Raw genomic sequence first — 22,664 nt, forward strand, 5'->3', positions numbered from 1 at the left:
TTTTTTGAGTCATGCAACAACATTAACAGCAAACTATAATACAAATCTCTCTTTTTAAAAGTTTGTATTGCTAGCTTGGTGGTTATAGCATGAGTGAAACACACGATCCCATCCCGAACTCGAACGTGAAACCTCATAGCGCTAATGGTACTATGTCATAAGGCATGGGAGAGTAAGTCGCTGCCAAGCTTGCAATGCAAATTTTAATTATCTTTCTTTCTCTTTATGAGATATTCTATATGCATAATTTTTACCTTTCTCTATATTAGTAGTGCTTACGCATTAAAGAATAAACATTAATTTATTTCCATAGAATCACTAAAATCTAACATAGAAATTAAAAAGCTATTTTAAAGAAAAGAATACTAGTCAATTTATTTTAGAGTTACCAAACGGTACAGTAATTAATGAAAGTAGAGTTTTAACTCAAGAAGGTTATCTTCTACAAGATACTCAAACAAGTTTAGGTGATCAACATCGTTTATTAAAAACGAGGTATTAATACTGCAAATCCTTTATATTTTAATAGAAAATTAGCAGTAATTTCATCTTCTAGTTCTAAAAATTGGTATCATTGGCTGCTACAAATTTTGCCTAGATTAATTATATTAAAAGAATCAGCTCTTGAATATGATCGTGTCTATATTAATAATTAAAAATATTCATGGCAAATTAAGTCATTGATAGTATCAAATTATTTAAATATACTTTATACCGAGTGACTGTATAATTCAAGCTACTAGACTAATTGTTCCATCTGTATCGTTTATTCCGGTAAAAAAGGTACGCCTTTGCCTTTATGGTTAAAAAAAGATTTAGGAAATATTTTTATTAAAGATAATAGTAAAGCATACGATAAAATATATATTTCTCGTAAATTGCTTCTACCTGAAAAATAGTTAATGAAGAGGAATTAATAGAGAAAATTGAGAGATTCGGTTTTAAAGTAATATATCTAGAGCTATTCTCCCCATATGAACAGGCCCAGCTTTTTAATAAAGCAAAAATAATAGTTAGATCGCATGGATCAGGATTTGCTAACTTTATTTTTGTGGCTCCACAATGCAAAGTAGTAGAGATTGATCACGGTACAACTCCCTCTAGAAGTTTTTATAAAAGAATGGAAAATTATATGTCATGCGATTTATTATCCTTTTTATGTAGATCAGAAGAGCATTTAGAAGACGATATATTGATGAATTTATTAAATTTCTTAGAGGTCATCTATAAATAAATTTTAATTAGTAATTAAAAAGCTTTTTAGCGAAAATTGATAAGATTTTTGAAAAGTTAATTTTTAAAATCATTGTTTAATAAATAAGATTCGCTATTCATTTCATTTAGTCTTGAAATAGTGCGTTTAAATTCTGTGGCTCGTGCTGAACCTTGATATATTTTATTTGGGTTATCTTCTAGGCTTATAAATAAGAGTATTTTATAGAAATAGGCATTATCGATAAAGTTGATAAATCTAACGGCTGTATTTGTATCGTTAGCATCGATAGTATGAACATCCTCCACTATAATAACGTTGAAATTTTGGCAAATATTAACATAATCGATATAGCTTAAGTCTCTTGTAAATAATTCATTATAATCTGTTACTAATATTCTTTTATACACTTTTTGAAATGATATTTCTCTACCTAGAATCTGTATATTTTGAGGAGCAAGATTATTATCACTAATATCCGTGATAATTTTTTCAAGTTTGTTTTGGTTTTCTACAGTTAAAGGATAAATTATCCTTGCTTCTTTAACTCCTAACGCTTTATCAAATCGATAATCATGGTGATTATCTAGATATTTAACATAAAATGTATTATTGATTATCTTTATAAAAGGTAAGAAAGATTCTCGTTGTAATCCGTCTTTGTACAGATTATTGGGACTCGTGTTAGAAGTTATAAAAATAAAAATATTTTGCTTTATTAATTCATTAAATAATCTACCGATTATCATTGCATCAGTAATATCTTTAATTTCAAACTCATCTATACATAACACTTTAGTTTGTTTAGTATAGTTTTTAGCAATTTTAGGGATGATATCTTTCTGATTTGCTGTTTGTAATTTATGCATAGATTTATGAATTTCCTGCATAAAGTTCTGATAATGTATTATTATTTTAGGTGTGGTTAATTCTTCAAAAAAAGAATTCATGAGCATAGTTTTACCGCTGCCCACCGGACCGTATAAATAAATTCCGCTTTTTAAGTTATTTTGATTAAAGAATTTGAATAAACTTTTAGGCTTATTAAGTGCTGTTACCAGCTGTCTTAATTCTTCTCGTAAAGCAGTTTGTTTTGAATCTCGTATTAATGAAGTAGAGGATTTAATCATCCAAAGTATTTTTTATCTAGTTTGTTATAGGTTTTTTCTAAAATGTTGTTCCTAGCTAGAAGCAGGAAGGCTTTGTTGCGTGGATCAATTTCACCTCCGTCATACTGTGATTTGACCACGGTATCCAGTGAAAAATGCTAACCTTTAGCATTTTTTTGTTATTTTTGCTAGATTGCCACGCTCCTTTTAATCGCTTGCAATGACGGTTGTGATTATCATTTTCTGCATAAAAGTGTTGCATCGCCGTAGCTGAAAAAACGCATTGCTTCTTTTATAGCATATTTATATAATGCATGCATCTCTTTAAAGCCGGCAAAAGCACATATAAGCATAAATAAAGTAGATTTAGGAAAATGGAAATTAGTCAGTAGCATATCGGCTGTTTGAAATTTAAAACCTGGGGTTATGAAAATATCAGTTTCAAAGCTACCTGCTTTTATGATGCCGTTATTGCAAGAACTCTCAAGTGTTCTAAGTGTTGTAGTGCCGACTGCGATAATACGTTTCCCTTCTTGCTTTGCTTTATTGATGATTTTAGCAGTGTCAGGAGTAATAGAGCAATATTCGGTATGCATTTTATGTTCATGAATATTTTCAGTTTTTACAGGTAAAAAAGTTCCAGCTCCCACATGTAATGTTAAAAATGTAGTTTGTATGCCTTCTGCCTTAAGCTTATCAAGTATATCATTTGTAAAATGCAAGCCTGCTGTCGGTGCTGCAACTGAACCTTCTATTTGGCTATAGACAGTTTGATAGCGGTCGTTGTCGTGTTGAGTGTTTGTCATACCGTGGTTTGACCACGATATCCAGTCATTATTTAAATATTTTTTAGATCCCGTGGTTGTAGCTACGGGATGACATAATGAGTGCGAACGCCTAATATAAACCGGTAGCGGCATCTCACCGTATTTATTTAAGAACTCGAATACAGAAATATCATTAAGCTCAAATTTTACTTTAATCTCACCCATTGCAAGTTTTTCGGTAATAATTACCTTATGATTATCAAAATAAAATTCATCATTTACATGAAGCTTTCGAGCTGGTTTAGCAAAAGCTGACCAACTATCATCTGATAATTTTTGATTCAAATTTATTGTAATATTTTTCCCCAAATTTAACTTTGCTTTTATTACCTTACTATTATTAAAGACTAATAAGTCTCCTTCTTTTAAGTAATCTGTTATGTTGTAGAATTTGGTTTTAATAGGCGGCGTAACAGCAATTAGTAAATCTGAGTTATCACGTTCACTAGATGGATATTGTGCGATCAGTTTGCTTGGTAAATCAAAGTCAAAATCAGATAGTTTCATTGTTTAAATATTAGTGGCTAAAAAAGTGATTATAACAGCATATGACAATATTTAATATAATATTTTAGTTTATTGATTGCTTACTAATAAATCAACTATTTGTTGATAAAATGATTTTTTTCTGTACGATACAAAATACTATCAATTGAATCATTAAGGGAAATACTATGATAACTGATGATATAATTAGAAATAAATTTCATGAGATATTAAGCAGTAAAGATAAGATATGGGATTTAATAATATATATAAAAAGATATGAATTTTTTAGAGAAAATTTTGTCAAAGAATGCAAAGCTTTGATTGAAGATCCAAATACAAATATTTCTAGTGTGTATAATATGGCATACTGCACTGTAGATAAAATAGCAAGATTTCCTGACACTGCTATAGTTAAAGCAATTTGTCAAGGTGATTATGATTTAGTTGATAGTATGTTAACCGCTATTATTTAGAAATATGTATGTTCCTATACCTAAATATAGCCATGGTAACTAAATTGCTTGCTTATGGTGCTAATCCGGATATACTTGATCCTGACGGTCAAATGGTCCATGACAAGAAAGATTTAGCTGCATTTATTCAATGGAAAGTAGCAATATTACCGGTTGAAAAAGATATTTCTAAGGATGAGTATATTAAAAGCCTATTAGAACTAATATAAATTTTCAAATCAAATGAGTTTGGATTCGATTGATATCGTCTCTAGAGTCTTTATGCATTTTAAAAATTGAAGATATTATTGATAGTAACACTACAGAAAAGATAGAATTACTTGAGAGTGCAATAAAAGCGATGACAGATTGCAGACTACTTCAAGTTGTAGCAATAGGAGAAATAGTGGCTCATAATGATTTAATTTAAAGATTGAGGCTGGTATTATATCATTCCTGCGAAAGCAGGAATGATATAAAACATGGGTAATACCTCCTCACACTATTAACCCTTTAACTTGAGAGTTCCATAATTTTTGATATAGCTTACTATTTTTTAGTAATTCTGCATGGCTACCGTCATCGATTATACTTCCCTTTTCAAAAACTAAAATTCTATCCATATTGAGTAAAGTAGATAATCTGTGAGCAATAACTATCACGGTTTTATTTTGCATTAAATAATCTATTGACTCTTGAATCAGGCTTTCTGTCTCGCTATCTAAGCTACTTGTTGCTTCATCGAGAATTAAAATAGGAGCATTTTTTAAGATAGCTCTTGCTATGATAATTCTTTGACGCTGGCCGCCTGATAAGTTATTCCCCCGTTCACCGCACATAGTATTGTAACCGTCCGGTAGATTATCGATAACATCATGAATATGTGCAGCTTTTGCTGCTTCTATAACCTCCTCAAGAGTAGCTTCTTTTTTCCCGTATCTGATATTGTCCAAAATGGTACGATGAAAAAGCACCGGTTCTTGAGGTATAAGGCTAATGGCTTTTCTTAAAGAATCTTGAGTTACGTTTTTAATATTTTGATTATCTATTAAAATCATTCCTTCTTCTATATCATGTAACCTAGTGAGTAAACTAATAAAAGTGGTTTTCCCTGAACCTGAAAAGCCAACTAGTCCTACTTTTTGTTTACTCGGTATTAATACCGATTTATTATAAAATAGATTGTTATTATGATGATAATTAAATGTAACATTTCTAAATTCAATAACCCCTTCTTTGATATCTAATGGAGTAGCGTTTTCAATATCAGTTATAATATGCGGTGCCATTAAAGATAAGCCTTGATTAAATGCCCCGATCTGCTCGAATATATCACCGACTTCTTGCGTTAAATCCCAAATATCGTCTGCTACATTTATACATAATGTTAGCACTAATACGCAATCACCTATGCTTATAGATAATTCGCTACGAAGTTTAGATAAATAATAAATCATTATAAAAATCATTATTGAACAAGAAGTCCCAAGAGCATAACGCAATTTGAACATAAAGAATTGCATAGTCTGCTCATCGGCTACGGCATTTTCTACTCTTGTTTCTAGATGTTGACGTTCAAATTTATGGGCTGTAAACATTCTAACCGCATTAATGTTGCTAATTGCATCTACGATACTACCGGCAACAAAAGATTGGCTTCTAGCATAATTTAATGAGTATTTATTAATTTTATCCGAGAAAAGAACACTAAGTCCTAAAAAAACCATAATCCATAAAATAAATATCGTAGCAAAAACGTAATGTACCGAATATAAAGCAATTAATGCAAATACAATAATAGCGAGTTTACGAAGAATTTTTTCACCAAATATTGAAATAATCATCTCAAACGATCTTGCAGTTTCGGTAATACGATTGCTAATATGTCCTGCTAGATTATCCTGAAAGAATTTATGGCTATGATATTGGGTATAATTATAAAGTTCATTTAGTATTTTCCCTTTTATTACAGGTATAGTCTTGAGATACAAATAATCATATGAACGATATGCTATATTAATACTCTCCCACCAAAGAGCATAAAATACTGCCCAGTAAATCATGGCAAATAAAAGATTATTAGTGTTCTCATCATTGAAAGATTCTATTAAATCAATGATTTTCTGAAGTAATATACTATCAATCGCTGGAATCATACCGAGTAAAATACAAATTACAGTCAATAAAGTCATTTTAACTTTATCGAATTTTAAAAAATAAATACCTAAACTAAATGTTGATTTAGATAAAGTAGGGTATTTTATCACGATAATGTACCTCGATTTTAAAATAATATATTAAATGTGTGTTATTTTGGAGCATATTTTAATTTAATTATTTTGTAAAAATATACCTTAAAATATTAAACCTGTGGAAAAACAATAAACAAGCCTTGCTTCTTACCTTAAATAATGCTACAAAATGCAAAAAATAACTTTAACATTGTTAGAAATGCAAGAAAAAGAATTATCTAATAATTTTTTAGAAGAACAAGAAAAGTTTAAGGAAGACAATTCTCCATTCTTTGATGTAAAATATATTTGTCAAGCAAGTTTATTAATTACAGATTCTATCCGAAAAGGGTATGATGTAACGCAATTGCCGAATGGTGATATTAATGTTACAGAAGTAAGAATAGTAAATGTTCATTACAATTGGAACTCCGAAAAAGGAAAATTTGTTAAAACTAATCAGATAGAATTTAATAATAGCAGAGGTGTATGATTAAATCAAATACTGTATACTCGTTTAATTTGAAAAATTTGCTATATAAGGTACTGTGGTACTCACGTATTAAGTATACGTTATTACACTGGTGAGTATATTGTTATTGTCACAAAGTTTATTATCTTAAAACAGCAGCCTAAATATGGAATTTGATCAAGGATTATTATCAAGGATTCAATTTGCTTTTACCATAAGTTTTCATATAATATTCCCTGCTTTTACTATAGGGCTTGCAAGCTTTTTAGCGGTAATTGAAGGGTTATGGTTAAAAACAAAAAAGCCGGTTTATCAAGAAATATACAAATTTTGGGTGAAGATTTTTGCCGTTACTTTTGGTATGGGAGTAGTGTCGGGCATTGTAATGTCTTATCAATTCGGTACTAACTGGTCGAATTTTTCAGATAAGGTTGGAAATGTCCTCGGTCCGCTTCTCGGTTTTGAAGTATTTACTGCCTTTTTCCTTGAATCTTCTTTTTTAGGTATAATGTTATTCGGCTTTAATAAAGTCAGTAAAAAAGTACATTGTATTTCTACGTTAATAGTTGCTGTTGGTACTGTAATCTCAGCTTTTTGGATACTTGCAGCTAGTAGTTGGATGCATACGCCTGCTGGTTTTGAACTGCGAGGTGAAGGATTCTTTTATCCTTTAAATTGGCTAGAAATTGTCTTTAACCCTTCTTTCCCATATCGCTTTTTCCATATGATTACGGCGGCTTATTTAACTACTTCTTTTGTTATCGGTGGTGTAGCTAGCTTTTATTTACTAAATAATCGTTATAAAGAGCATGCTAAAATTATGCTTTTTATGGCGGTGTTAATGGCGTTAATCGTTGCACCTATTCAAATAGTTATTGGTGATCTGCATGGTTTAAATACTCTTAAATATCAGCCGGTCAAGGTCTCGGCTATGGAAGGTATTTGGAATACAGAAAAAGGAGCAGCTTTTAATCTTATCGGCTTTCCTGACGGGGAAGAAGAAAAAACAAAATATGCTGTAGAAATACCTTATGCTAGTAGTTTAATCTTAACGCATAGTTTAGACGGTGAAGTGAAAGGATTAAAAGAATGGACAAAAGAAGAGCGTCCGCCGGTTGCAGTAGTATTTTTTAGTTTTCGTATTATGGTAGGAATCGGTTGCTTAATGGTATTTACAGGTATTGCGGGGTTATATCTTTACTTGAAGAAAAGATTATATACTACGCATTGGTTTCAATATTGGTATATATTAATGTCCCCTTCAGGTTTTATTGCAGTATTTGCTGGTTGGTTCGTAACTGAGGTAGGTAGACAACCTTATATAGTATATAATATTTTAAAAACCGTGGATATGGTATCACCGGTACCCGGCAAATATGTATTTATTTCTCTAATTGCTTTTATAGTAGTGTATGTGATCATTTTCGGAGCGGGTATATATTATATAATACATTTGATAAAGAAAGGTATAGAAGCGATAGATAATAAAGAAATGTATGGAGAGAGTGGTTTGAATAACCCATTATTAGAAGAATAATAAGTTTATGTTAAATTTTGCACCTTATATAGATTTACCGCTTGTTTGGGGGGGGCTTATAGCTACCGCTATTTGTTTATATGTTTTATTAGACGGTTTTGATTTAGGAGTAGGAATCTTATTTCCGTTTGCACCTACCGATAATTGCCGTCATAAAATGATCAATTCTATTGCTCCTTTTTGGGATGGTAATGAAACTTGGTTAGTACTTGGTGGCGGTGGTTTATTTGCGGCTTTCCCGTTGGCATATTCGCTATTAATGCCGGCTTTATATATTCCTATTATATTGATGTTACTCGGTCTAATACTTCGTGGTGTAGCTTTTGAATTCCGTTTTAAGGCTCATATAGGTCATCGTTATATTTGGGACTACGCTTTTCATTTCGGTTCTATGCTTGCTGTTTTTTGTCAAGGTTTAATACTTGGTACGTTTGTCCAAGGAATAGAGGTAGAAGGACGAGAATTTGCAGGAGAGAGCTTTGATTTTCTTACTCCCTTTTCCGTTATGACGGGGATAGCATTAATATTCGGTTATGCCCTCTTGGGTGCTACTTGGCTTATTCTAAAAACAGAAAAGACAACACAAGATTGGGCTTATAAATCTGCTTTATATGTTTTATTTTACGTTGCACTTTTTATGGGGCTTGTAAGCTTATGGGTTCCTTTCTTAAATAACCACATAAATCATCGTTGGTTTAGTGTACCTAATATTTACTATTTATCTATTGTACCTATTGTAACTGCTTTAATATTTATCAAGTTAATTAAAGCCGTGAAGCAGAAAAAAGAAGTAAAGCCGTTTATTTATACGATCTTGTTATTTTTATTAGGATATTTAGGGCTTGTGATAAGCATATGGCCATATATCGTTCCTTATAAAGTTACGCTTGAAACTGCAGCAGCAGCACCGGAGTCACAGTCTTTACTGTTGATAGGGGCGGGGATATTCCTACCTGTCATACTTGGCTACACATTCTATTGTTATTATATATTCCGTGGCAAATCATCTCATTATCCGATATATTAAAAAATTTAAAAAAATAACCTCTTGTCTTAAAGGGTGGCAATGGTTTATTATCCTATGGCTTGGCGGATTATTATCCACATTACTTTTAACTTATGTAGTTAAGCTAGTGTTTAGGGTGATAGTAGGAATATAATCTTGACAAAACGTACTGTTTATAGTACGTTATTAATATTAAGTCTCACTAACTATAAGGAAAAAATAATGGAAATATATAATACAAGCGAAGCAAGAAGTAAGCTTTATAAACTTATAGATTATGTTTCTGATGTACACAAACCTGTTTATGTTAAAGGTAAAAGAAATAATGTAGTTATAATTTCAGAAGAAGATTATCGTAATATGGAAGAAACTTTATATTTATTATCTATTCCAAATATGCATAAGTCTATAATTGAAGGACGAGCAGAGTCTATAGCAAAGTGTAGCGATAAATTAAATTGGTAATTTTTTATAAATGTATATAATTCGTTACACTACACAAGCACAAAAAGATGCTAAGAAAATAGTGCAAGCCGGTTTAAAGAATAAAGTAGAAGTTTTATTAAACATAGTTAGTACTGATCCTTGGAAAATTTATCCCCCATATGAAAAGTTCGTTGGTGACTTTAGTGGTTGCTATTCAAGAAGAATTAATATTCAACATAGGTTGGTTTATGAAGTTTATAAACAAGAAAAAGTTGTAAAAATTCTTAGAATGTATACACATTATGAATAAATCATTAACTGAAAAAATCTCAGCATTTATTATTACCAAAAATGAATCCACAAGGGTAGCACGAGCTATAAATAGCGTAAAAAATATTACTGATGAGGTGATAGTAGTCGATAGCGAAAGTACTGATGATACGGTAGCAATAGCTGAAAAATTAGGAGCAAAGGTAGTAATAAAACCGTGGCTTGGTTATGTAGGACAGAAATCTTTTGCCGAAAGCCTTTGCGTAAATGATTGGGTTCTTAATATTGATGCCGATGAGGAGTTGTCTAAAGAGTTACAAGACGAAATAGAGTATATTTTCGCCTCTCATAATCAACATCATTATTTAGCTTATCAAATAAAACTGTTAATAATGCATCGTAATGACCAAAAGCCACGAATGTTTGCTCCATTTAATAAATGTATTCGGTTGTATAATAAAAAATTTGCAAGCTTTGCAAATACCGTAAATGGTACTACTCATGATTCGGTAATATTTAATAAAGATGTTGATTTTGCAGGTAAAATTTATCTATTAAATGAAGCTGCTTATCATTATTCGGGTACTTCAATTGAGCAGTTGGTCACTAAAGCAAATTTTTATTCTAGCGAGCAAGCAAAAGATTTAGTTAAGCAAGGAAAAAAGCTTTCAAATTTTCGTTTAACAACTGAAATGATATGGTGGTTTTTTAAAGCGTTCTTTATCAGACGCTATTTTGTATTTGGTTTTGACGGTTTTGTAGATTCAATAATTTTTGCTTTTGCAAGATTTCTAAGGCTTACGAAGTTAAGAGAGTCATCGCTTAAATCAAAAAACGTCATTGCGAGTGACTATAAAGAGCGTGGCAATCTCATGAAGTAATATAAAATTCCTGAGATTGCCACGTCGATGCTATGCGTCTCCTCACAATGACGATTTAGAAAATAAAAGATAAATTATGAAAGAAAATTTTAATGTTAGTAAATTAAAAAACGGTTTAACAATTTTAACATATAATATGCCTTATGTTAATTCGGTAGCAATCAATTTAATTGCTAAAGTTGGAGCACGTTATGAGAATGCAAAAGAGGACGGCATATCTCACTTTCTTGAGCATATGGCTTTTAAAGGTACAAAAACTAGAACGGCAAAACAGATAGCGGAAGAGTTTGACTCTATAGGCGGGCATTTTAATGCCTATACCGGTCATGAGAATACGGTATATTATGCACGAGTCTTGTCTGAAAATTGTGATAAAGCACTTAATATACTTGCCGATATAATTCAAAATTCTATTTTTGCTGATGAGGAAATAGCTAAGGAATATCAGGTGATCATGCAGGAAATTGCTCATCATCAGGATAATCCAGATGACCTAGTATATGAAAAATTTTATAATAAAGTTTATAGAGAACAATCGTTGGGTAAGTCAATCTTGGGCACTGCTAAAACCCTTGCAACTTTTACGAAAGAACATTTTTTTAATTTTATAGATAAACATTATAATGCTGAAAATCTCTATTTATCAATTGCCGGTAATATTGATCATGATAAAATAGTAATTATAGCGGAACAGTTATTTTCTTCTTTGAAGCCAGGAGTAAAAAGTAGCTTTATTCCGGCAAAATATATAGGTGGACACGGCTTTATTAATAAGGAGTTAGAGCAAACTAGTTTATTGCTAGGGTTTGAAGGTATATCATATATTAATTTAGAAAAGCTTTACCAAGCCCATGTACTTTCTATAATATTCGGTGGCGGTATGTCATCGCGTTTATTTCAAAGTATTCGTGAGACATTAGGTTTAGCATATGCAGTAGGTAGTTATAATAGTGCTTATTTTGATAGTGGAGTGTTTACAATTTATGCATCCACTGCACATGATAAATTAGAGTTATTATATAGAGAGATTAAAAACGAAATAATAAAAATGACTGAACAAGTAAGTACAGAAGAGATTCTTAGAGCTAAAATACAACTGCGTAGTAATTTACAAATGGCTCAAGAAAAAAATACCTATAAGTCAGAAGAAATAGGTAAAAATTATTCTGTTTTCGATAAATATATTTCTCCTGAAGAGATTATGGAAATTATCATGAGCATAAAAGCTGATGATATTATTAATACGGCAAATAAAATATTTAGTGGTACTACTACGTCGGCCATTATCGGTCCGAATGATCTTCAGGGATTTTAATGATATGCTTGTGTGGATACCAGAGTCGTTATTGCGAGCAGCCGTAGGCTACGTGGCAATCTCATGAAATAATAACTCCTGAGGTTGCTTCGTCAATTACTGTGTAATTTTCTTGCAATGATGAGGAAAATGAATTTTGAGACAAATAAATGAAAAAAAAATTATATGAAGGTTCAAGTAAAATTTTATATTCTGCCGAAGAAGATTTTTTACTTATAATGGCTTTTTCCGATAAGGCTATTTTAGAAACAGGTGAGACTGTTGATATATCAGGTAAAGGAGTACTTAATAATAATATTTCTTCCTTTCTAATGGATAAACTAGAAATGATCGGCATTGAAAATCATTTTATCGAAAAAATAAATATGAGGGAGCAATTAATTCAATATGTTGAGGTTTTCCCGATACAAGTAATAATATCATCAATAGCGTGCAGTAGATTTGTAAAAGAATTCGGAATGGATGAAGGGTATGTATTTGATAAACCTATCATTGATTTTAAGGTCCGAAGTCGTGAATTTAAATATCCGATAGTTAATGAGTATCAAATATTAAATTTCGGCTGGTTAACTAGGGATGAAATTAAAGCGGTAAAAGAGCAGGCTTTGCGTATATATGATTTTCTAAGCGGCTTATTTATCGGTGTCGGGATTCGGCTTGTTGAGTGTAAATTAGAATTTGGGCGTGTGTTTAACGGTGAAGAATCTATCATTATGTTAACTGATGAAATTAGTCCGGATAATTGTAGATTATGGCATATTAACAGTAATGAAAAATTGGGGTTTGAATTACTCGAAAAAGAACCAAATAAGGTTTTTGAATCATATCAGCTAATAGCTGATCGTTTAAAAGAAAAATAAATATACTTTTTAAGCGATATATGCTATTCTCGACTGTTTAGGGTTTTATTACAAAGTTTGGTTTTTCGTCATTGCAAGGAAAATTACAAGGTAATTGACGAAGCAATCTCAGGATATTTGACGAGATTGCTATGCAGCCTACGGCTGCTCGCAATGACGATTAGGTGTCTACGCAGGAACAACATTTCTGATTTTTAATAATTTTTTACAGTAAACAAGGTGAAAATACGATTTATTATAATAAGCTTTATAGCTCTAATCCTAGTAGGGTGGGGATATGCTGCCTATAAATTTGAACATCAAAGTAAAGAAAATATTATCTCTATTCTTGATAAATATGGAGAATATATAACTTATGATGCAGTAAAAGTTAATAAATATGGATTTAGTGTTACTTTAAATAAAGTAATGTTAAAACCTATAGATTTTTATTTTGATGAAATAGTTATTAGACATGTACCGTTTTTGAATATTACAAAAATTGATTCTTACGGAAATAATGTAAAAATTACTACCGCTCAAGATGAAAAAAATATTTTTTACTCACCTGATCATCATATAACAATTTGGTTTAGAAAATCTTTGTTTAATAGAGAGCCTGATTATTGGAAATTAAGCTTGAGTGACAATAAATCAACTCTTTATAGTTCTCGAGATGCAGAAAAATTAGCAGAGAGTGATATTAGTAATTCTGTAATTACTAATACTAAGACATCAGGTAACCTGAATTTGTTAATTTTAGATGGAAAAAATACTGTTTCTTTTATTTCTGAGAATTACAGAAGAAATTTATATGATAAAATTTTTGAATTTTTGAGAGATCAAATAGTTAATGACTTTGATACTGCTTTCTTTGAGTATGGTTTGACAAAGTTAGATATATTGAATTTACCTATTTCTTACAATTCCAAATTAAAACTAAAATATAGTGATGAGTTAGTAGCTCTTGGGAAATTATTAATTCAAAGTTTTGCTCTAGATCAAAAGCAAGATGAGAATATGCATGCTGTTATTTTTATGCAGATGTTAGGAGAATTAGTAAAAGGTAAGCCGTTTTTATTTGCTTGTGATATTGAAAGAAAAGGAAAAGTAGAAAGTAATTTATATAAATTAAATATAGAAAAAGATAAAATTTTTGATTTTGCTTTAAATATTAAATCTACTATAGAACCTTCTGAAACATACCAAAAAACGGTAGCTGAAGCTTTAGGAAGTTACTTTAGTAATGGTTTAAATAAAAGAGCTGAGTTAGATAAAATTTTTAAACTAACTAGCCCTATTACTCAAGAAGATGGGGAAAGAGTAATGGGTGTTTTTGCAAAAATAAATAATTCCGAATTTAATTTGAAAGGTGAGTTTGATCCTGAAGCAAAAAAATTATCTGGTAAAACTAATCTTGTAATAGATGATTTTAATTTTGCTATTGATATTGATATGCCTAATATAGATAATCCTCTGAATCTAGAAAGCGTAATAAAATTATCGGATCCGAGTGCGGTGATAAATAATTTTGTGCATTATACTAATAATGCTATTGTACCGGTGCTTAATAAAATAGAAGATTCTAAGGAATTGGCTTTAAATCTAGGAAAACAATCTTCAGTAATAAAGCAATACGGCTTTAGGGCAATAGAAGTTTTTAGTAAAAATTCTGAATTAAAAGATGGTGAATCTTTAGTAGTTGATGTAAAAAGTCAAGACGCCAGACTAACCTTTAACGATAAAGCTATTGATCAGATCCTTAGTGATGCAAGAGTATTAGAATTTATGAATGCTATGGCTATGATAGATCAAGAAAGAGAGTAATCTAAGTGTCATTCCTGCAAAAGCAGGAATGACATAAGAGCTACGAGATAAGCTCTACAAGTAAAACATTTGAAGAAAAAATAAGTTATAAAAGAATGATTAACATTGCCTTTCCCGATGGGAGTATAAAACAATTTGCAAAAAATATTACCGCCTATGAAGTAGCAAATGCAATTTCAATGTCACTTGCTAAAGCAGCAATGGTTGCTGAAATAAACGGTGAGCTTCAAGACTTAAGTATCGTAATTGAAAATGATTGCAAGCTTCGTATTTTAACTGTGAAAGATCCTGAATGTCTTGAGATAATAAGGCATGATGCGGCACATTTAACAGCAGAAGCAGTAAAAGAACTATTCCCTGAAACTCAGGTAACGGTTGGTCCTGCAATTGAAAACGGTTATTATTACGATTTTGCTCGTGATAAACCTTTTACCACTGATGATTTAGCCGTTATAGAAGCTAAAATGCAAGAACTTTCACAAAAGAACGAGAAAATAACAAGAGAGCTATGGGATAGGGATAAAGCCGTAGAGTTTTTTAAATCGATAGGAGAGCATTATAAAGCCGAAATTATTGCTTCAATTCCGGCAGGTGAGCCAATTACTTTATACAGGCAAGGTAATTTTATTGATCTCTGCCGAGGTCCGCATGCTCCTTCTACAGGGATTGTTAAGCATTTTAAGTTGATGAAAGTTGCAGGAGCGTATTGGCGAGGTGATAGTCGTAATGAGATGTTACAGCGTATATACGGCACTGCTTGGGCTACGAAGGCGCAGCTAGATAGTTACCTCTTGATGCTTGAAGAAGCCGAAAAGCGTGATCATAGAAAGCTTGGGCGTGAGCTTGATTTATTCCACTTCCAAGAAGAAGCTCAAGGAATGGTATTTTGGCATGATAAAGGCTGGAGTATATATAATACCATTGAGCAGTATATTAAGAAAAAGATTCGTAAAAACGGTTATACCGAAGTTAAGACTCCTGTTTTGGTCGATAAACGCCTTTGGGAGGCTTCAGGACATTGGGAAAAGTTTCGTGATGATATGTTTACATTCAAAATAGACGACAAGACATTAGCTTTGAAGCCGATGAACTGCCCTTGCCACGTGCAGATTTTCAAACAAGGTGTCAAGAGTTATCGTGATTTACCTCTTCGTATGTCAGAGTTTGGTTTGTGTCATCGTAATGAGGCGTCCGGTGCGTTGCACGGTTTAATGAGGGTGCGGAGTTTAGTGCAAGACGATGCACATATATTTTGTGCTGCAGAACAAATTACCGATGAAACGGTTAGTTTTTGTAAATTACTGACTGAAGTTTATAAGGATTTCGGCTTTACTGATATAAAGGTAAAATTCTCTGATCGTCCTGAAATTAGAGCAGGGAGCGATGAAGTTTGGGATAAGGCTGAGAATGCTTTAAAAAAAGCAGTAGAAAAAGCAGGGTTTACTTATGCACTAAACCCGGGTGAGGGGGCATTTTACGGTCCGAAGCTTGAGTTTGTATTAACCGATGCGATAGGGCGGCAATGGCAATGTGGTACGCTTCAGATGGATTTTGTTTTGCCGGAGCGGTTAGACGCTAGCTATGTTGCAGCAAGCGGAGAGAAAAAAAGACCTGTAATGCTACATAGAGCGATTCTTGGCTCACTTGAGCGTTTTATTGGTATATTGATTGAAGAATATGCAGGTAGGTTTCCGCTTTGGCTTGCACCAGTACAGGTTGCTATTGCAACTATTACCAGTGATTTGAACGATTACGCTTTGGAAGTGCAGAAAATTTTAATTGATAACGGGGTGAGAACAGATTTTAATATCTCACCTGATAAAATTAACTATAAGATTCGTGAGTTTTTTAATCAAAAAATACCGATGATTGTAGTAATCGGTAAACAAGAGCAAGAAAATAAACAAGTAGCGATTAGAAGGCTTGGAACTACTGACCAAGAAGTATTATCGGTTGAGCAGTTAATAGCTATGGTTAAAGAAGAGAATGAGAAATATTTGTAGATTTTAAATCTAAAGGATGATATAAGATAATGATACATATCATAGGGATATGATATCCCAATTAGGAAAAAATCCTAAGGAGATTATGTGAGAACTATTATGTAGCTGATTGGTAAATTAAAATTCTAGATAAACTATCCAAGAAAAAAATATCAAGAGATAAAATTATTGGGCAAGCTTTAACTAGTTACATTGCTAGTAATGATTACAATAATAAAGTATTTGAAAACGCTTTTGGACTCTGGAAAGCTAAAAATCTAGATAGTTTAGAATATCACACTAAATTACGTAATGAGTAGAACGAATGAAAGCTACCTTTGATACTAATATATTAATAGCTTATCTACAATAATGTCATTCCGTTGATCGTGTATGGGTGATAACTTAAGGATCGATGTCATTCCCGCAAAGGCAGGAATTCAGGGTAAAGCAAGACAAATCGAGCTTTCCAAAAAAATCTTTTAGACCAAGATTTTTTTATAAATTTCAAAGCTTTAAGGTACTGGATTCCCGCTTCCGCGGGAATGACATAAGAGTCATGCAACAAGGGCACGTGTAATAAGGCCGCTTTTATCTAAGAATAACATACATTTCTCAACTTATGGAAATCAAAATTTATCCTGTTTTTTTCATGGTCTGTTATAAAGCCGTATAAATATTGGTATTTTGTTATGATGCTTGGGCCTATTGCAAGCGGCTTTCATCCTATTATATATAATTATGCTGTAAAGCTTTTGCTTGATTTATTTACCCAAAATGAAAAGATTATATTTGCTCAAATTTATAAACCGATAATATGGTTTGTAGCAGCACAAGCTATACTTGATGGTGTTTGGCGTGCTCATAACTTTACGCAACTTAAAGTAATGCCTCATATTTTTCAAGGTATGATGAATAAAATATGTAATCACTGTTTTAATTTGCTGTATACTTATTTTCAAAATAACCTTCCCGGGTTCTATCGTCGGAAGAGTACGGAATTATTATAAAATGTACCAAGCAATCAAGTATCAATTAAGCAAACCGTTATTAATTACCTTGCTTTCCAGTATTGCACTGGATCTTACTAATATTAAAGTATTTGTTGTCATTAGTACCTTTATGGCTATTGACTTACCGCTTGCTTTACAGTTTTTTACTAAACTTGCTAAAATGGAACAAGATAAGCAAGATGCTTAGTATAGTAGCTGATTGTATTATAAACATCTTTACTATTTTTTCGTTTGCAGCAAAGCAGCGCGCATTAAATAAAGTATTATTACCATAATGTACATAACCTTCTAACAATAAAATATTACAAATATGATTTAATTATTTGCATAATACTCAGTTTAGTATATTGGGTATATTTAACAGGTGTATTTGTGTATGTAATTCATTTAACGTAATCTTGGTGAAATTAGTATCGGCGATATTGCTTTTATTATGTCCCTTACTTTTTTAGTTACTGAAAATTCGTGGCATGCCACTATGGAACTTAAAGACTTTTTAGAAGATATGGCAGCGTTTTGCTCCGCCTTTACAATCATCCAAATCCCACAAGATACTAAAATGCTGCTGAATTAAAAATCTTCAAAGGGGGAGATTATATTTAAGGATATATCGTTTGCTTATAAAGAGGGGAGTAGTGTATGCCAGTCTCTTAATTTGCATATTAAAGCCGGTGAGAAAGTGGGTATTGTTGGGCATTCAGGTAGCAGTAAATCCACTTTAATTGCATTATTATTGAAAAATTTTAAGCCGAAATTGGCGATATTATAATCGATAACCAAAGCCTTTACGATACTTCCTCTGACAGCCTGTGTGGGAGCAGATATCATTAATTCCTCAAGATATCATGCTTTTTCATTGCTCAGTAAGTAAGAATATCGGATATGTAAAAGAGAATGCTTTGCCTTAGGAAATAGAAAATGCCGCCAAAGCTGCAAATATTCATGAATTTATCAAAAGTTTACCGATAATTGCTATAGCCCACAGATTACCTACTATTAAGCATATGGATAGAATTATTGTTATGGATAAAGGTAAGATCGTATAATATGGCACCTTTAGGCACTCTGGGAGTATCAAGTTAACGGGTTTGTATTAAGAATATGTAAGGTATTTCTAGGCAACAAAAAGCTAACTATGAAGTTCAAACCTAATAAAAGGCATTTATTACAATTGATTTTAAACATGCTTCAAAGAAAAGAGTTATACCCCTAAGGCTTTTTTCCCTTTAGATTGTTCTTGTTCAACTGTTTGAGTATGAGACTTAACTTGAGGGATTGCAAGATCGACTACATGTTCATATCTAACGTTATTTTCAAATAAAACTTGACCGCATTTATTCACTTGAATGATGTCTTCTTTAGAGAATTTATTTAAAATAACTTCCGTGATATTATACAGGAATTTCCAAGATAGTTCTATTCTTTCTTGTAATGTCAGCTTTTTATTTTCTGGTTTTTGACTATTAAGGGCAACATTTGGCGAATCATCAATATTACCTCCTTCAACAGGTAATATATTTTTTTTACGTGCTGCTATTTTCTTATATATTAAAAATATTAATAATAATGCTAAGCAACCTATGGTAATTAAAATATGAGTATTAGAATTAGACACTATTTTGCGCTTCCTTGTTGTTGAGTTAAGTTGTGTGTTTTAGAAAGTATAGTAACCACTGCTTTACCTATATTAACTGTATTAACTGAGTTAGCTATATCAGGAGTTAGCTTTGCAATTGTTAAGACCGGATGCGGTAATAAGTTAGTTTTTATTGTTAGACTTATAACATCCCCGAGTTCTTGACTTCCTGGTATTACTCTTACTATTTTTTTATGTCGCTTGCAATTTTCATAGCTTTTTCTACTGCTTTACATAAGGATTCTATCTTTTCGCCACAACAAGCTTCCAGATTTAATACTTTATAATAATTCTGTTTTAGCTTCATTTAGATTACTAGAGATAGTATTCTTTACAGAGTTTAATTTGTCAATATTTATATCTTGTGGAATTGCACTTTCAATATTACTTTTGAGTTCTGTGATTTTTTCTTCTACTTCATTTCTGCTTTTTGGTATAGCTTTAGCAGCTTTTACAACATTCTCCAGTGAAACTTGGTTATTAGGGCCTTTATTTGCTATTTCAATAATTTTTCGAGGCAGTTCTTTTGATGTTTCTGAAGTTGTAGCAACTTTTTTGGCTTTTTTATAGATGTTTTCAAGTTTTTCATGAGATTTAGCCTCTTTCCTTATTTCTTTTATATTAATTATGCAATTTTGTTATTTTTGGCAATAATTTTTTCAGAGTCAATAAGATTATTTACTTTTTCAAGTATTCCGCTTGTTTGTATAAATATTCTAAGCATCGGTATTTGAGTCGATATAATCCCGACTAATATGTTGTCTAATGATTCTATAATTTTTTTAGAAGCTCCAGGATAAAGTTTATCTAATTCTTGCTGAAATTTTAAGATTCTAAAACATTTAAACATTTTGCTACAATAATCCTGTCAAATAAAAAGATATCTTGTGTTTTTAACTGTTCTTGATATGCTGTCTCAAGCACTTCAGATATAGATTCTTGGATTGTCCTATTGAAAAGTTTTTCTATTTTCGCTACATCGATATTTTCCGTGTGAGATAATTCATTTAAAGAATTTTGTAAAATATAAAATAAATGATCTTCTAAATCTTTTACATTCATTTTCAAAGATTTTGTAAAACCTTTTAATTTTATTAAAAGTCTTTGTTGTTCTTTATTTAATCCGCTGAAACTAGAAAAATCAATTATAGACATAAAATTTATTATTTTGTTATCAAATATTAATTAATCTTAAAGCTTTATAACCGTAAAATAAAATGTAAAATAGTTATCATTGCCCTTGAGATTAATTTTTGTTATATTACGTGCTAACATTGCTACAATAGATTTATATTGTTTTATTAGGCTACAGGTATATTCTTAAAAGATTAAACTAATCTAACTAACATATTATCAATTATTCAAGAAATTTATGCGTAAATTAACTACATTTATTGTTACATTATTACTAACTAGTTTGGTTGCAGCAGTTGATTTGCAGGAAGCTTTAACTGAAGGATATAAGAATAATGAGGAGCTGAAAGCTGCTAGAATTAAGTTTTTAGACTCGATTGAGCAGTTTCCGCGAGCTTTGTCGGGGTTTATGCCTAGTGTTGGATTACAGATTAATAGACAAAATAATAAGACTAAATATAATAAAAAATATGCTGATAGGCTTGATCTTACTCCAAGGGAAATAGATAGTGATCAAGGTGCATTAACAATTCAACAGTCTCTATTTAATGGTGGTTCTAGCGTTGCGGCTCTTAAAGCTGCTCAAGCAGGATTTAAAGCCGCACGGGGTGCATATTATGCTGGTGAACAAAAAATATTATTAAATTTAATAACTGCGTATCTTGATTGTTTTGAGAGCAAAGCGAAATATGATATTTCCGAAAGTAGAGTTCGCACTAACATACAACAAGTTAACACCGTTGAGGAAAAATTAAGACTTGGAGAAGCAACGGAAGTAGATATAGCAACCGCAAGAGCAGGGCTTGCAGCAGCAGAAACGAATAAACTAGCTGCTTATGCCGATTTTCAAGGAAAAAAAGCAAATTTTATTAGAGTATTTGGAATAGAGCCGACTAATATAACTATGCCTGAGTTACCTAAAATGTTACCTGCTTCATTAGATGAGTTAACCGGAAGAGCTGCTAAGCTCAACCCTGATATTGATTCGGCAAGGCATAATGTAACTGTGGCTAAAGCTTTAGAAATGGCAGAAAAAGGGAAATTATTACCGCAAGTAAGTGTGCAACTGCAATCCGGTAGAACATACTACAATCCACAAAATGATATAAATGCTATAAATAATAGAAGCTATACTACTACTCTTTCGGTAAATGTCCCTATTTATCCTGAGGGAGGAGCTCAATATTCAAGAATCAGATCGGCTAAAAATCAAACAAGAAATAGTGCAGTTCAGCTTGATAGTACGATAAAACAGACCCAAGCAGGAGTTGTAAGTGTGTGGGAAGGATTTGAAGCAGCAAAATCTCGTATTGTTGCTGCTAATCAAGGAGTGGATGCTGCTCAAATATCATATGACGGTACTGTGCAAGAGGAAATAGTCGGATCTAAAACAATATTAGATGTTTTAACTGCCGAAGAAAAATTATACGAAGCAAAAATAACTCGTGTGGATGCGTATAAATCTTCAATACTTGCGGCATATCAAATGAAATTGTTAACCGGCGAGCTAACGGCTCAAAGTTTAAAACTTAAAGTAAAATATTTTAGTCCTGAAGAAGAGTTTAAGACTATTAAAAAGAAAATGTTTATAGGTTTCTAATGTGAGTAAGGAAAATAAAAAGAATCAAGATATGTCGATAGAAGACATATTAAAATCGATAAAAGGAGTAATAAACGAGCGTAAAAATCCTATTCATGAAAATGATAGCGAAGATAAAGATGTATTAGAGCTAACGGAAATAGTAAATCAAGATGAAGAAGAAAAGTTAATATCAACTAAATCTGCTGAAGAGGTGGGTGATATTTTTAAAAATTTTACCGATACTATTAAAGATAAAAAACTGAATAATAATATCTCATCTAAAAATGCACTTGAAGAATTAGTCGTTGGGATGTTAAAACCAGAACTTAAAGTTTGGCTTGATAAAAATTTACCTGTACTTGTTAAAGAGTTAGTAGAGGTTGAGATAAAGAAATTGGTACAGAATAGTAAGAGGTAGGGGAG

At 31.7% G+C, this 22,664-nt stretch carries 23 protein-coding genes, 1 rRNA gene and 1 pseudogene; 20 read left to right on the top strand and 5 right to left on the bottom strand.

All coding sequences use genetic code 11. The features are described 5' to 3' along the window. The first annotated feature begins 74 nt into the window (after positions 1-74). A 5S ribosomal RNA gene (gene rrf, locus QUD19_RS03655) occupies positions 75-189 on the top strand. A gap of 760 nt (positions 190-949) precedes the next feature. Further along, positions 950-1,234: a glycosyltransferase 61 family protein gene (locus tag QUD19_RS03660; protein WP_498808664.1), complete on the top strand. Its 285-nt coding sequence runs from the start codon at positions 950-952 to the stop codon at positions 1,232-1,234. Between the two features lie 56 nt (positions 1,235-1,290). On the opposite strand, the gene zapE is transcribed toward QUD19_RS03660, so the two are convergent. Together zapE and queA are read right to left on the bottom strand one after the other, a co-directional pair. Further along, positions 1,291-2,343, bottom strand: coding sequence for a cell division protein ZapE (zapE, locus tag QUD19_RS03665; RefSeq protein ID WP_498807350.1), 1,053 nt, complete (start codon positions 2,341-2,343; stop codon positions 1,291-1,293). Between the two features lie 215 nt (positions 2,344-2,558). Beyond that, the gene (queA, locus tag QUD19_RS03670; protein ID WP_498807351.1) at positions 2,559-3,656 is read right to left on the bottom strand and encodes a tRNA preQ1(34) S-adenosylmethionine ribosyltransferase-isomerase QueA; all 1,098 of its coding nucleotides are present in this window, start codon (positions 3,654-3,656) and stop codon (positions 2,559-2,561) included. A 167-nt stretch (positions 3,657-3,823) separates the two neighbouring features. Between queA and QUD19_RS03675 the strand changes: the two genes are divergently transcribed. Both QUD19_RS03675 and QUD19_RS03680 read left to right on the top strand, forming a co-directional pair. Then, positions 3,824-4,111 (top strand): hypothetical protein, encoded by a 288-nt coding sequence (locus QUD19_RS03675; RefSeq protein WP_498807352.1) that lies wholly within the window; start codon positions 3,824-3,826, stop codon positions 4,109-4,111. A 32-nt stretch (positions 4,112-4,143) separates the two neighbouring features. Continuing rightward, the gene (locus tag QUD19_RS03680) at positions 4,144-4,320 is read left to right on the top strand and encodes a hypothetical protein (RefSeq protein ID WP_498807354.1); all 177 of its coding nucleotides are present in this window, start codon (positions 4,144-4,146) and stop codon (positions 4,318-4,320) included. 267 nt (positions 4,321-4,587) lie between these two features. Here QUD19_RS03680 and QUD19_RS03685 read toward each other — a convergent pair whose 3' ends face one another. Then, positions 4,588-6,357 carry an ABC transporter ATP-binding protein gene (locus tag QUD19_RS03685; RefSeq protein WP_498807356.1) on the bottom strand — a complete coding sequence of 590 codons (1,770 nt, stop codon included), beginning with the start codon at positions 6,355-6,357 and terminating at the stop codon, positions 4,588-4,590. Between the two features lie 184 nt (positions 6,358-6,541). Here QUD19_RS03685 and QUD19_RS03690 point away from each other — a divergent pair, with 184 nt between their 5' ends. The 14 genes from QUD19_RS03690 (at position 6,542) to QUD19_RS03755 (ending at position 18,658) form a co-directional block, all read left to right on the top strand. Beyond that, the gene (locus QUD19_RS03690) at positions 6,542-6,814 is read left to right on the top strand and encodes a DUF2671 domain-containing protein (protein ID WP_498808665.1); all 273 of its coding nucleotides are present in this window, start codon (positions 6,542-6,544) and stop codon (positions 6,812-6,814) included. Between the two features lie 145 nt (positions 6,815-6,959). Beyond that, positions 6,960-8,330, top strand: a complete 1,371-nt coding sequence (locus QUD19_RS03695; RefSeq protein WP_498807358.1) for a cytochrome ubiquinol oxidase subunit I — start codon at positions 6,960-6,962, stop codon at positions 8,328-8,330. A 7-nt stretch (positions 8,331-8,337) separates the two neighbouring features. Then, on the top strand, positions 8,338-9,357 hold the full coding sequence (gene cydB, locus QUD19_RS03700) for a cytochrome d ubiquinol oxidase subunit II (RefSeq protein ID WP_498807359.1): 1,020 nt from the start codon (positions 8,338-8,340) through the stop codon (positions 9,355-9,357). A gap of 201 nt (positions 9,358-9,558) precedes the next feature. Then, positions 9,559-9,801, top strand: coding sequence for a type II toxin-antitoxin system Phd/YefM family antitoxin (locus QUD19_RS03705; RefSeq protein WP_498807360.1), 243 nt, complete (start codon positions 9,559-9,561; stop codon positions 9,799-9,801). Between the two features lie 10 nt (positions 9,802-9,811). Then, a complete protein-coding gene (locus tag QUD19_RS03710) occupies positions 9,812-10,072 on the top strand; it encodes a Txe/YoeB family addiction module toxin (RefSeq protein WP_498807361.1) in 261 nt (86 codons plus the stop codon). Beyond that, positions 10,065-10,913, top strand: coding sequence for a glycosyltransferase family 2 protein (locus QUD19_RS03715; protein ID WP_498807364.1), 849 nt, complete (start codon positions 10,065-10,067; stop codon positions 10,911-10,913). Before QUD19_RS03710 ends, QUD19_RS03715 begins: the two co-directional genes overlap by 8 nt. Positions 10,914-10,989: 76 nt before the next feature. Beyond that, positions 10,990-12,228: a M16 family metallopeptidase gene (locus QUD19_RS03720; protein ID WP_498807366.1), complete on the top strand. Its 1,239-nt coding sequence runs from the start codon at positions 10,990-10,992 to the stop codon at positions 12,226-12,228. 149 nt (positions 12,229-12,377) lie between these two features. Next, a complete protein-coding gene (locus tag QUD19_RS03725) occupies positions 12,378-13,088 on the top strand; it encodes a phosphoribosylaminoimidazolesuccinocarboxamide synthase (RefSeq protein ID WP_498807368.1) in 711 nt (236 codons plus the stop codon). Between the two features lie 219 nt (positions 13,089-13,307). After that, positions 13,308-14,894 carry a phosphoribosylaminoimidazolesuccinocarboxamide synthase gene (locus QUD19_RS03730; protein WP_498807370.1) on the top strand — a complete coding sequence of 529 codons (1,587 nt, stop codon included), beginning with the start codon at positions 13,308-13,310 and terminating at the stop codon, positions 14,892-14,894. A 95-nt stretch (positions 14,895-14,989) separates the two neighbouring features. After that, positions 14,990-16,897, top strand: a complete 1,908-nt coding sequence (thrS, locus tag QUD19_RS03735; RefSeq protein WP_498807371.1) for a threonine--tRNA ligase — start codon at positions 14,990-14,992, stop codon at positions 16,895-16,897. 116 nt (positions 16,898-17,013) lie between these two features. Continuing rightward, positions 17,014-17,196, top strand: coding sequence for a hypothetical protein (locus tag QUD19_RS03740; RefSeq protein WP_498808666.1), 183 nt, complete (start codon positions 17,014-17,016; stop codon positions 17,194-17,196). A 372-nt stretch (positions 17,197-17,568) separates the two neighbouring features. Next, positions 17,569-17,886, top strand: a complete 318-nt coding sequence (locus tag QUD19_RS03745) for an ABC transporter ATP-binding protein (RefSeq protein WP_498807373.1) — start codon at positions 17,569-17,571, stop codon at positions 17,884-17,886. A 1-nt stretch (position 17,887) separates the two neighbouring features. Further along, positions 17,888-18,076: a hypothetical protein gene (locus QUD19_RS03750; RefSeq protein WP_498807375.1), complete on the top strand. Its 189-nt coding sequence runs from the start codon at positions 17,888-17,890 to the stop codon at positions 18,074-18,076. Between the two features lie 492 nt (positions 18,077-18,568). Next, the gene (locus QUD19_RS03755) at positions 18,569-18,658 is read left to right on the top strand and encodes a hypothetical protein (protein ID WP_498808667.1); all 90 of its coding nucleotides are present in this window, start codon (positions 18,569-18,571) and stop codon (positions 18,656-18,658) included. 432 nt (positions 18,659-19,090) lie between these two features. Here QUD19_RS03755 and QUD19_RS03760 read toward each other — a convergent pair whose 3' ends face one another. Both QUD19_RS03760 and QUD19_RS03765 read right to left on the bottom strand, forming a co-directional pair. Then, positions 19,091-19,504, bottom strand: a complete 414-nt coding sequence (locus QUD19_RS03760; RefSeq protein WP_498807377.1) for a DUF2660 domain-containing protein — start codon at positions 19,502-19,504, stop codon at positions 19,091-19,093. Further along, positions 19,504-20,680 (bottom strand): annotated as a pseudogene (locus QUD19_RS03765) (hypothetical protein). Before QUD19_RS03765 ends, QUD19_RS03760 begins: the two are co-directional and overlap by 1 nt. Positions 20,681-20,897: 217 nt before the next feature. Here QUD19_RS03765 and QUD19_RS03770 point away from each other — a divergent pair. Next, complete coding sequence (locus QUD19_RS03770; protein WP_498807379.1) at positions 20,898-22,259, top strand: TolC family outer membrane protein; 1,362 nt, start codon at positions 20,898-20,900, stop codon at positions 22,257-22,259. Position 22,260: 1 nt separating this feature from the next. Next, a complete protein-coding gene (locus tag QUD19_RS03775) occupies positions 22,261-22,659 on the top strand; it encodes a DUF2497 domain-containing protein (RefSeq protein ID WP_498807381.1) in 399 nt (132 codons plus the stop codon). Positions 22,660-22,664 lie beyond the last annotated feature (5 nt).

It is taken from the genome of Candidatus Rickettsia kotlanii, from assembly GCA_030295365.1.
GTDB lineage: Bacteria > Pseudomonadota > Alphaproteobacteria > Rickettsiales > Rickettsiaceae > Rickettsia > Rickettsia kotlanii.

Coding starts and splice junctions, on each gene's coding strand:
- zapE (WP_498807350.1), bottom strand. CDS start 2,343: ATGATTAAATCCTCTACTTCATTAATACGAGATTCAAAACAAACTGCT.
- queA (WP_498807351.1), bottom strand. CDS start 3,656: ATGAAACTATCTGATTTTGACTTTGATTTACCAAGCAAACTGATCGCA.
- QUD19_RS03675 (WP_498807352.1), top strand. CDS start 3,824: ATGATAACTGATGATATAATTAGAAATAAATTTCATGAGATATTAAGC.
- QUD19_RS03680 (WP_498807354.1), top strand. CDS start 4,144: ATGGTAACTAAATTGCTTGCTTATGGTGCTAATCCGGATATACTTGAT.
- QUD19_RS03690 (WP_498808665.1), top strand. CDS start 6,542: ATGCAAGAAAAAGAATTATCTAATAATTTTTTAGAAGAACAAGAAAAG.
- QUD19_RS03695 (WP_498807358.1), top strand. CDS start 6,960: ATGGAATTTGATCAAGGATTATTATCAAGGATTCAATTTGCTTTTACC.
- cydB (WP_498807359.1), top strand. CDS start 8,338: ATGTTAAATTTTGCACCTTATATAGATTTACCGCTTGTTTGGGGGGGG.
- QUD19_RS03705 (WP_498807360.1), top strand. CDS start 9,559: ATGGAAATATATAATACAAGCGAAGCAAGAAGTAAGCTTTATAAACTT.
- QUD19_RS03710 (WP_498807361.1), top strand. CDS start 9,812: ATGTATATAATTCGTTACACTACACAAGCACAAAAAGATGCTAAGAAA.
- QUD19_RS03715 (WP_498807364.1), top strand. CDS start 10,065: ATGAATAAATCATTAACTGAAAAAATCTCAGCATTTATTATTACCAAA.
- QUD19_RS03720 (WP_498807366.1), top strand. CDS start 10,990: ATGAAAGAAAATTTTAATGTTAGTAAATTAAAAAACGGTTTAACAATT.
- QUD19_RS03725 (WP_498807368.1), top strand. CDS start 12,378: ATGAAAAAAAAATTATATGAAGGTTCAAGTAAAATTTTATATTCTGCC.
- thrS (WP_498807371.1), top strand. CDS start 14,990: ATGATTAACATTGCCTTTCCCGATGGGAGTATAAAACAATTTGCAAAA.
- QUD19_RS03745 (WP_498807373.1), top strand. CDS start 17,569: ATGATGCTTGGGCCTATTGCAAGCGGCTTTCATCCTATTATATATAAT.
- QUD19_RS03750 (WP_498807375.1), top strand. CDS start 17,888: ATGTACCAAGCAATCAAGTATCAATTAAGCAAACCGTTATTAATTACC.
- QUD19_RS03770 (WP_498807379.1), top strand. CDS start 20,898: ATGCGTAAATTAACTACATTTATTGTTACATTATTACTAACTAGTTTG.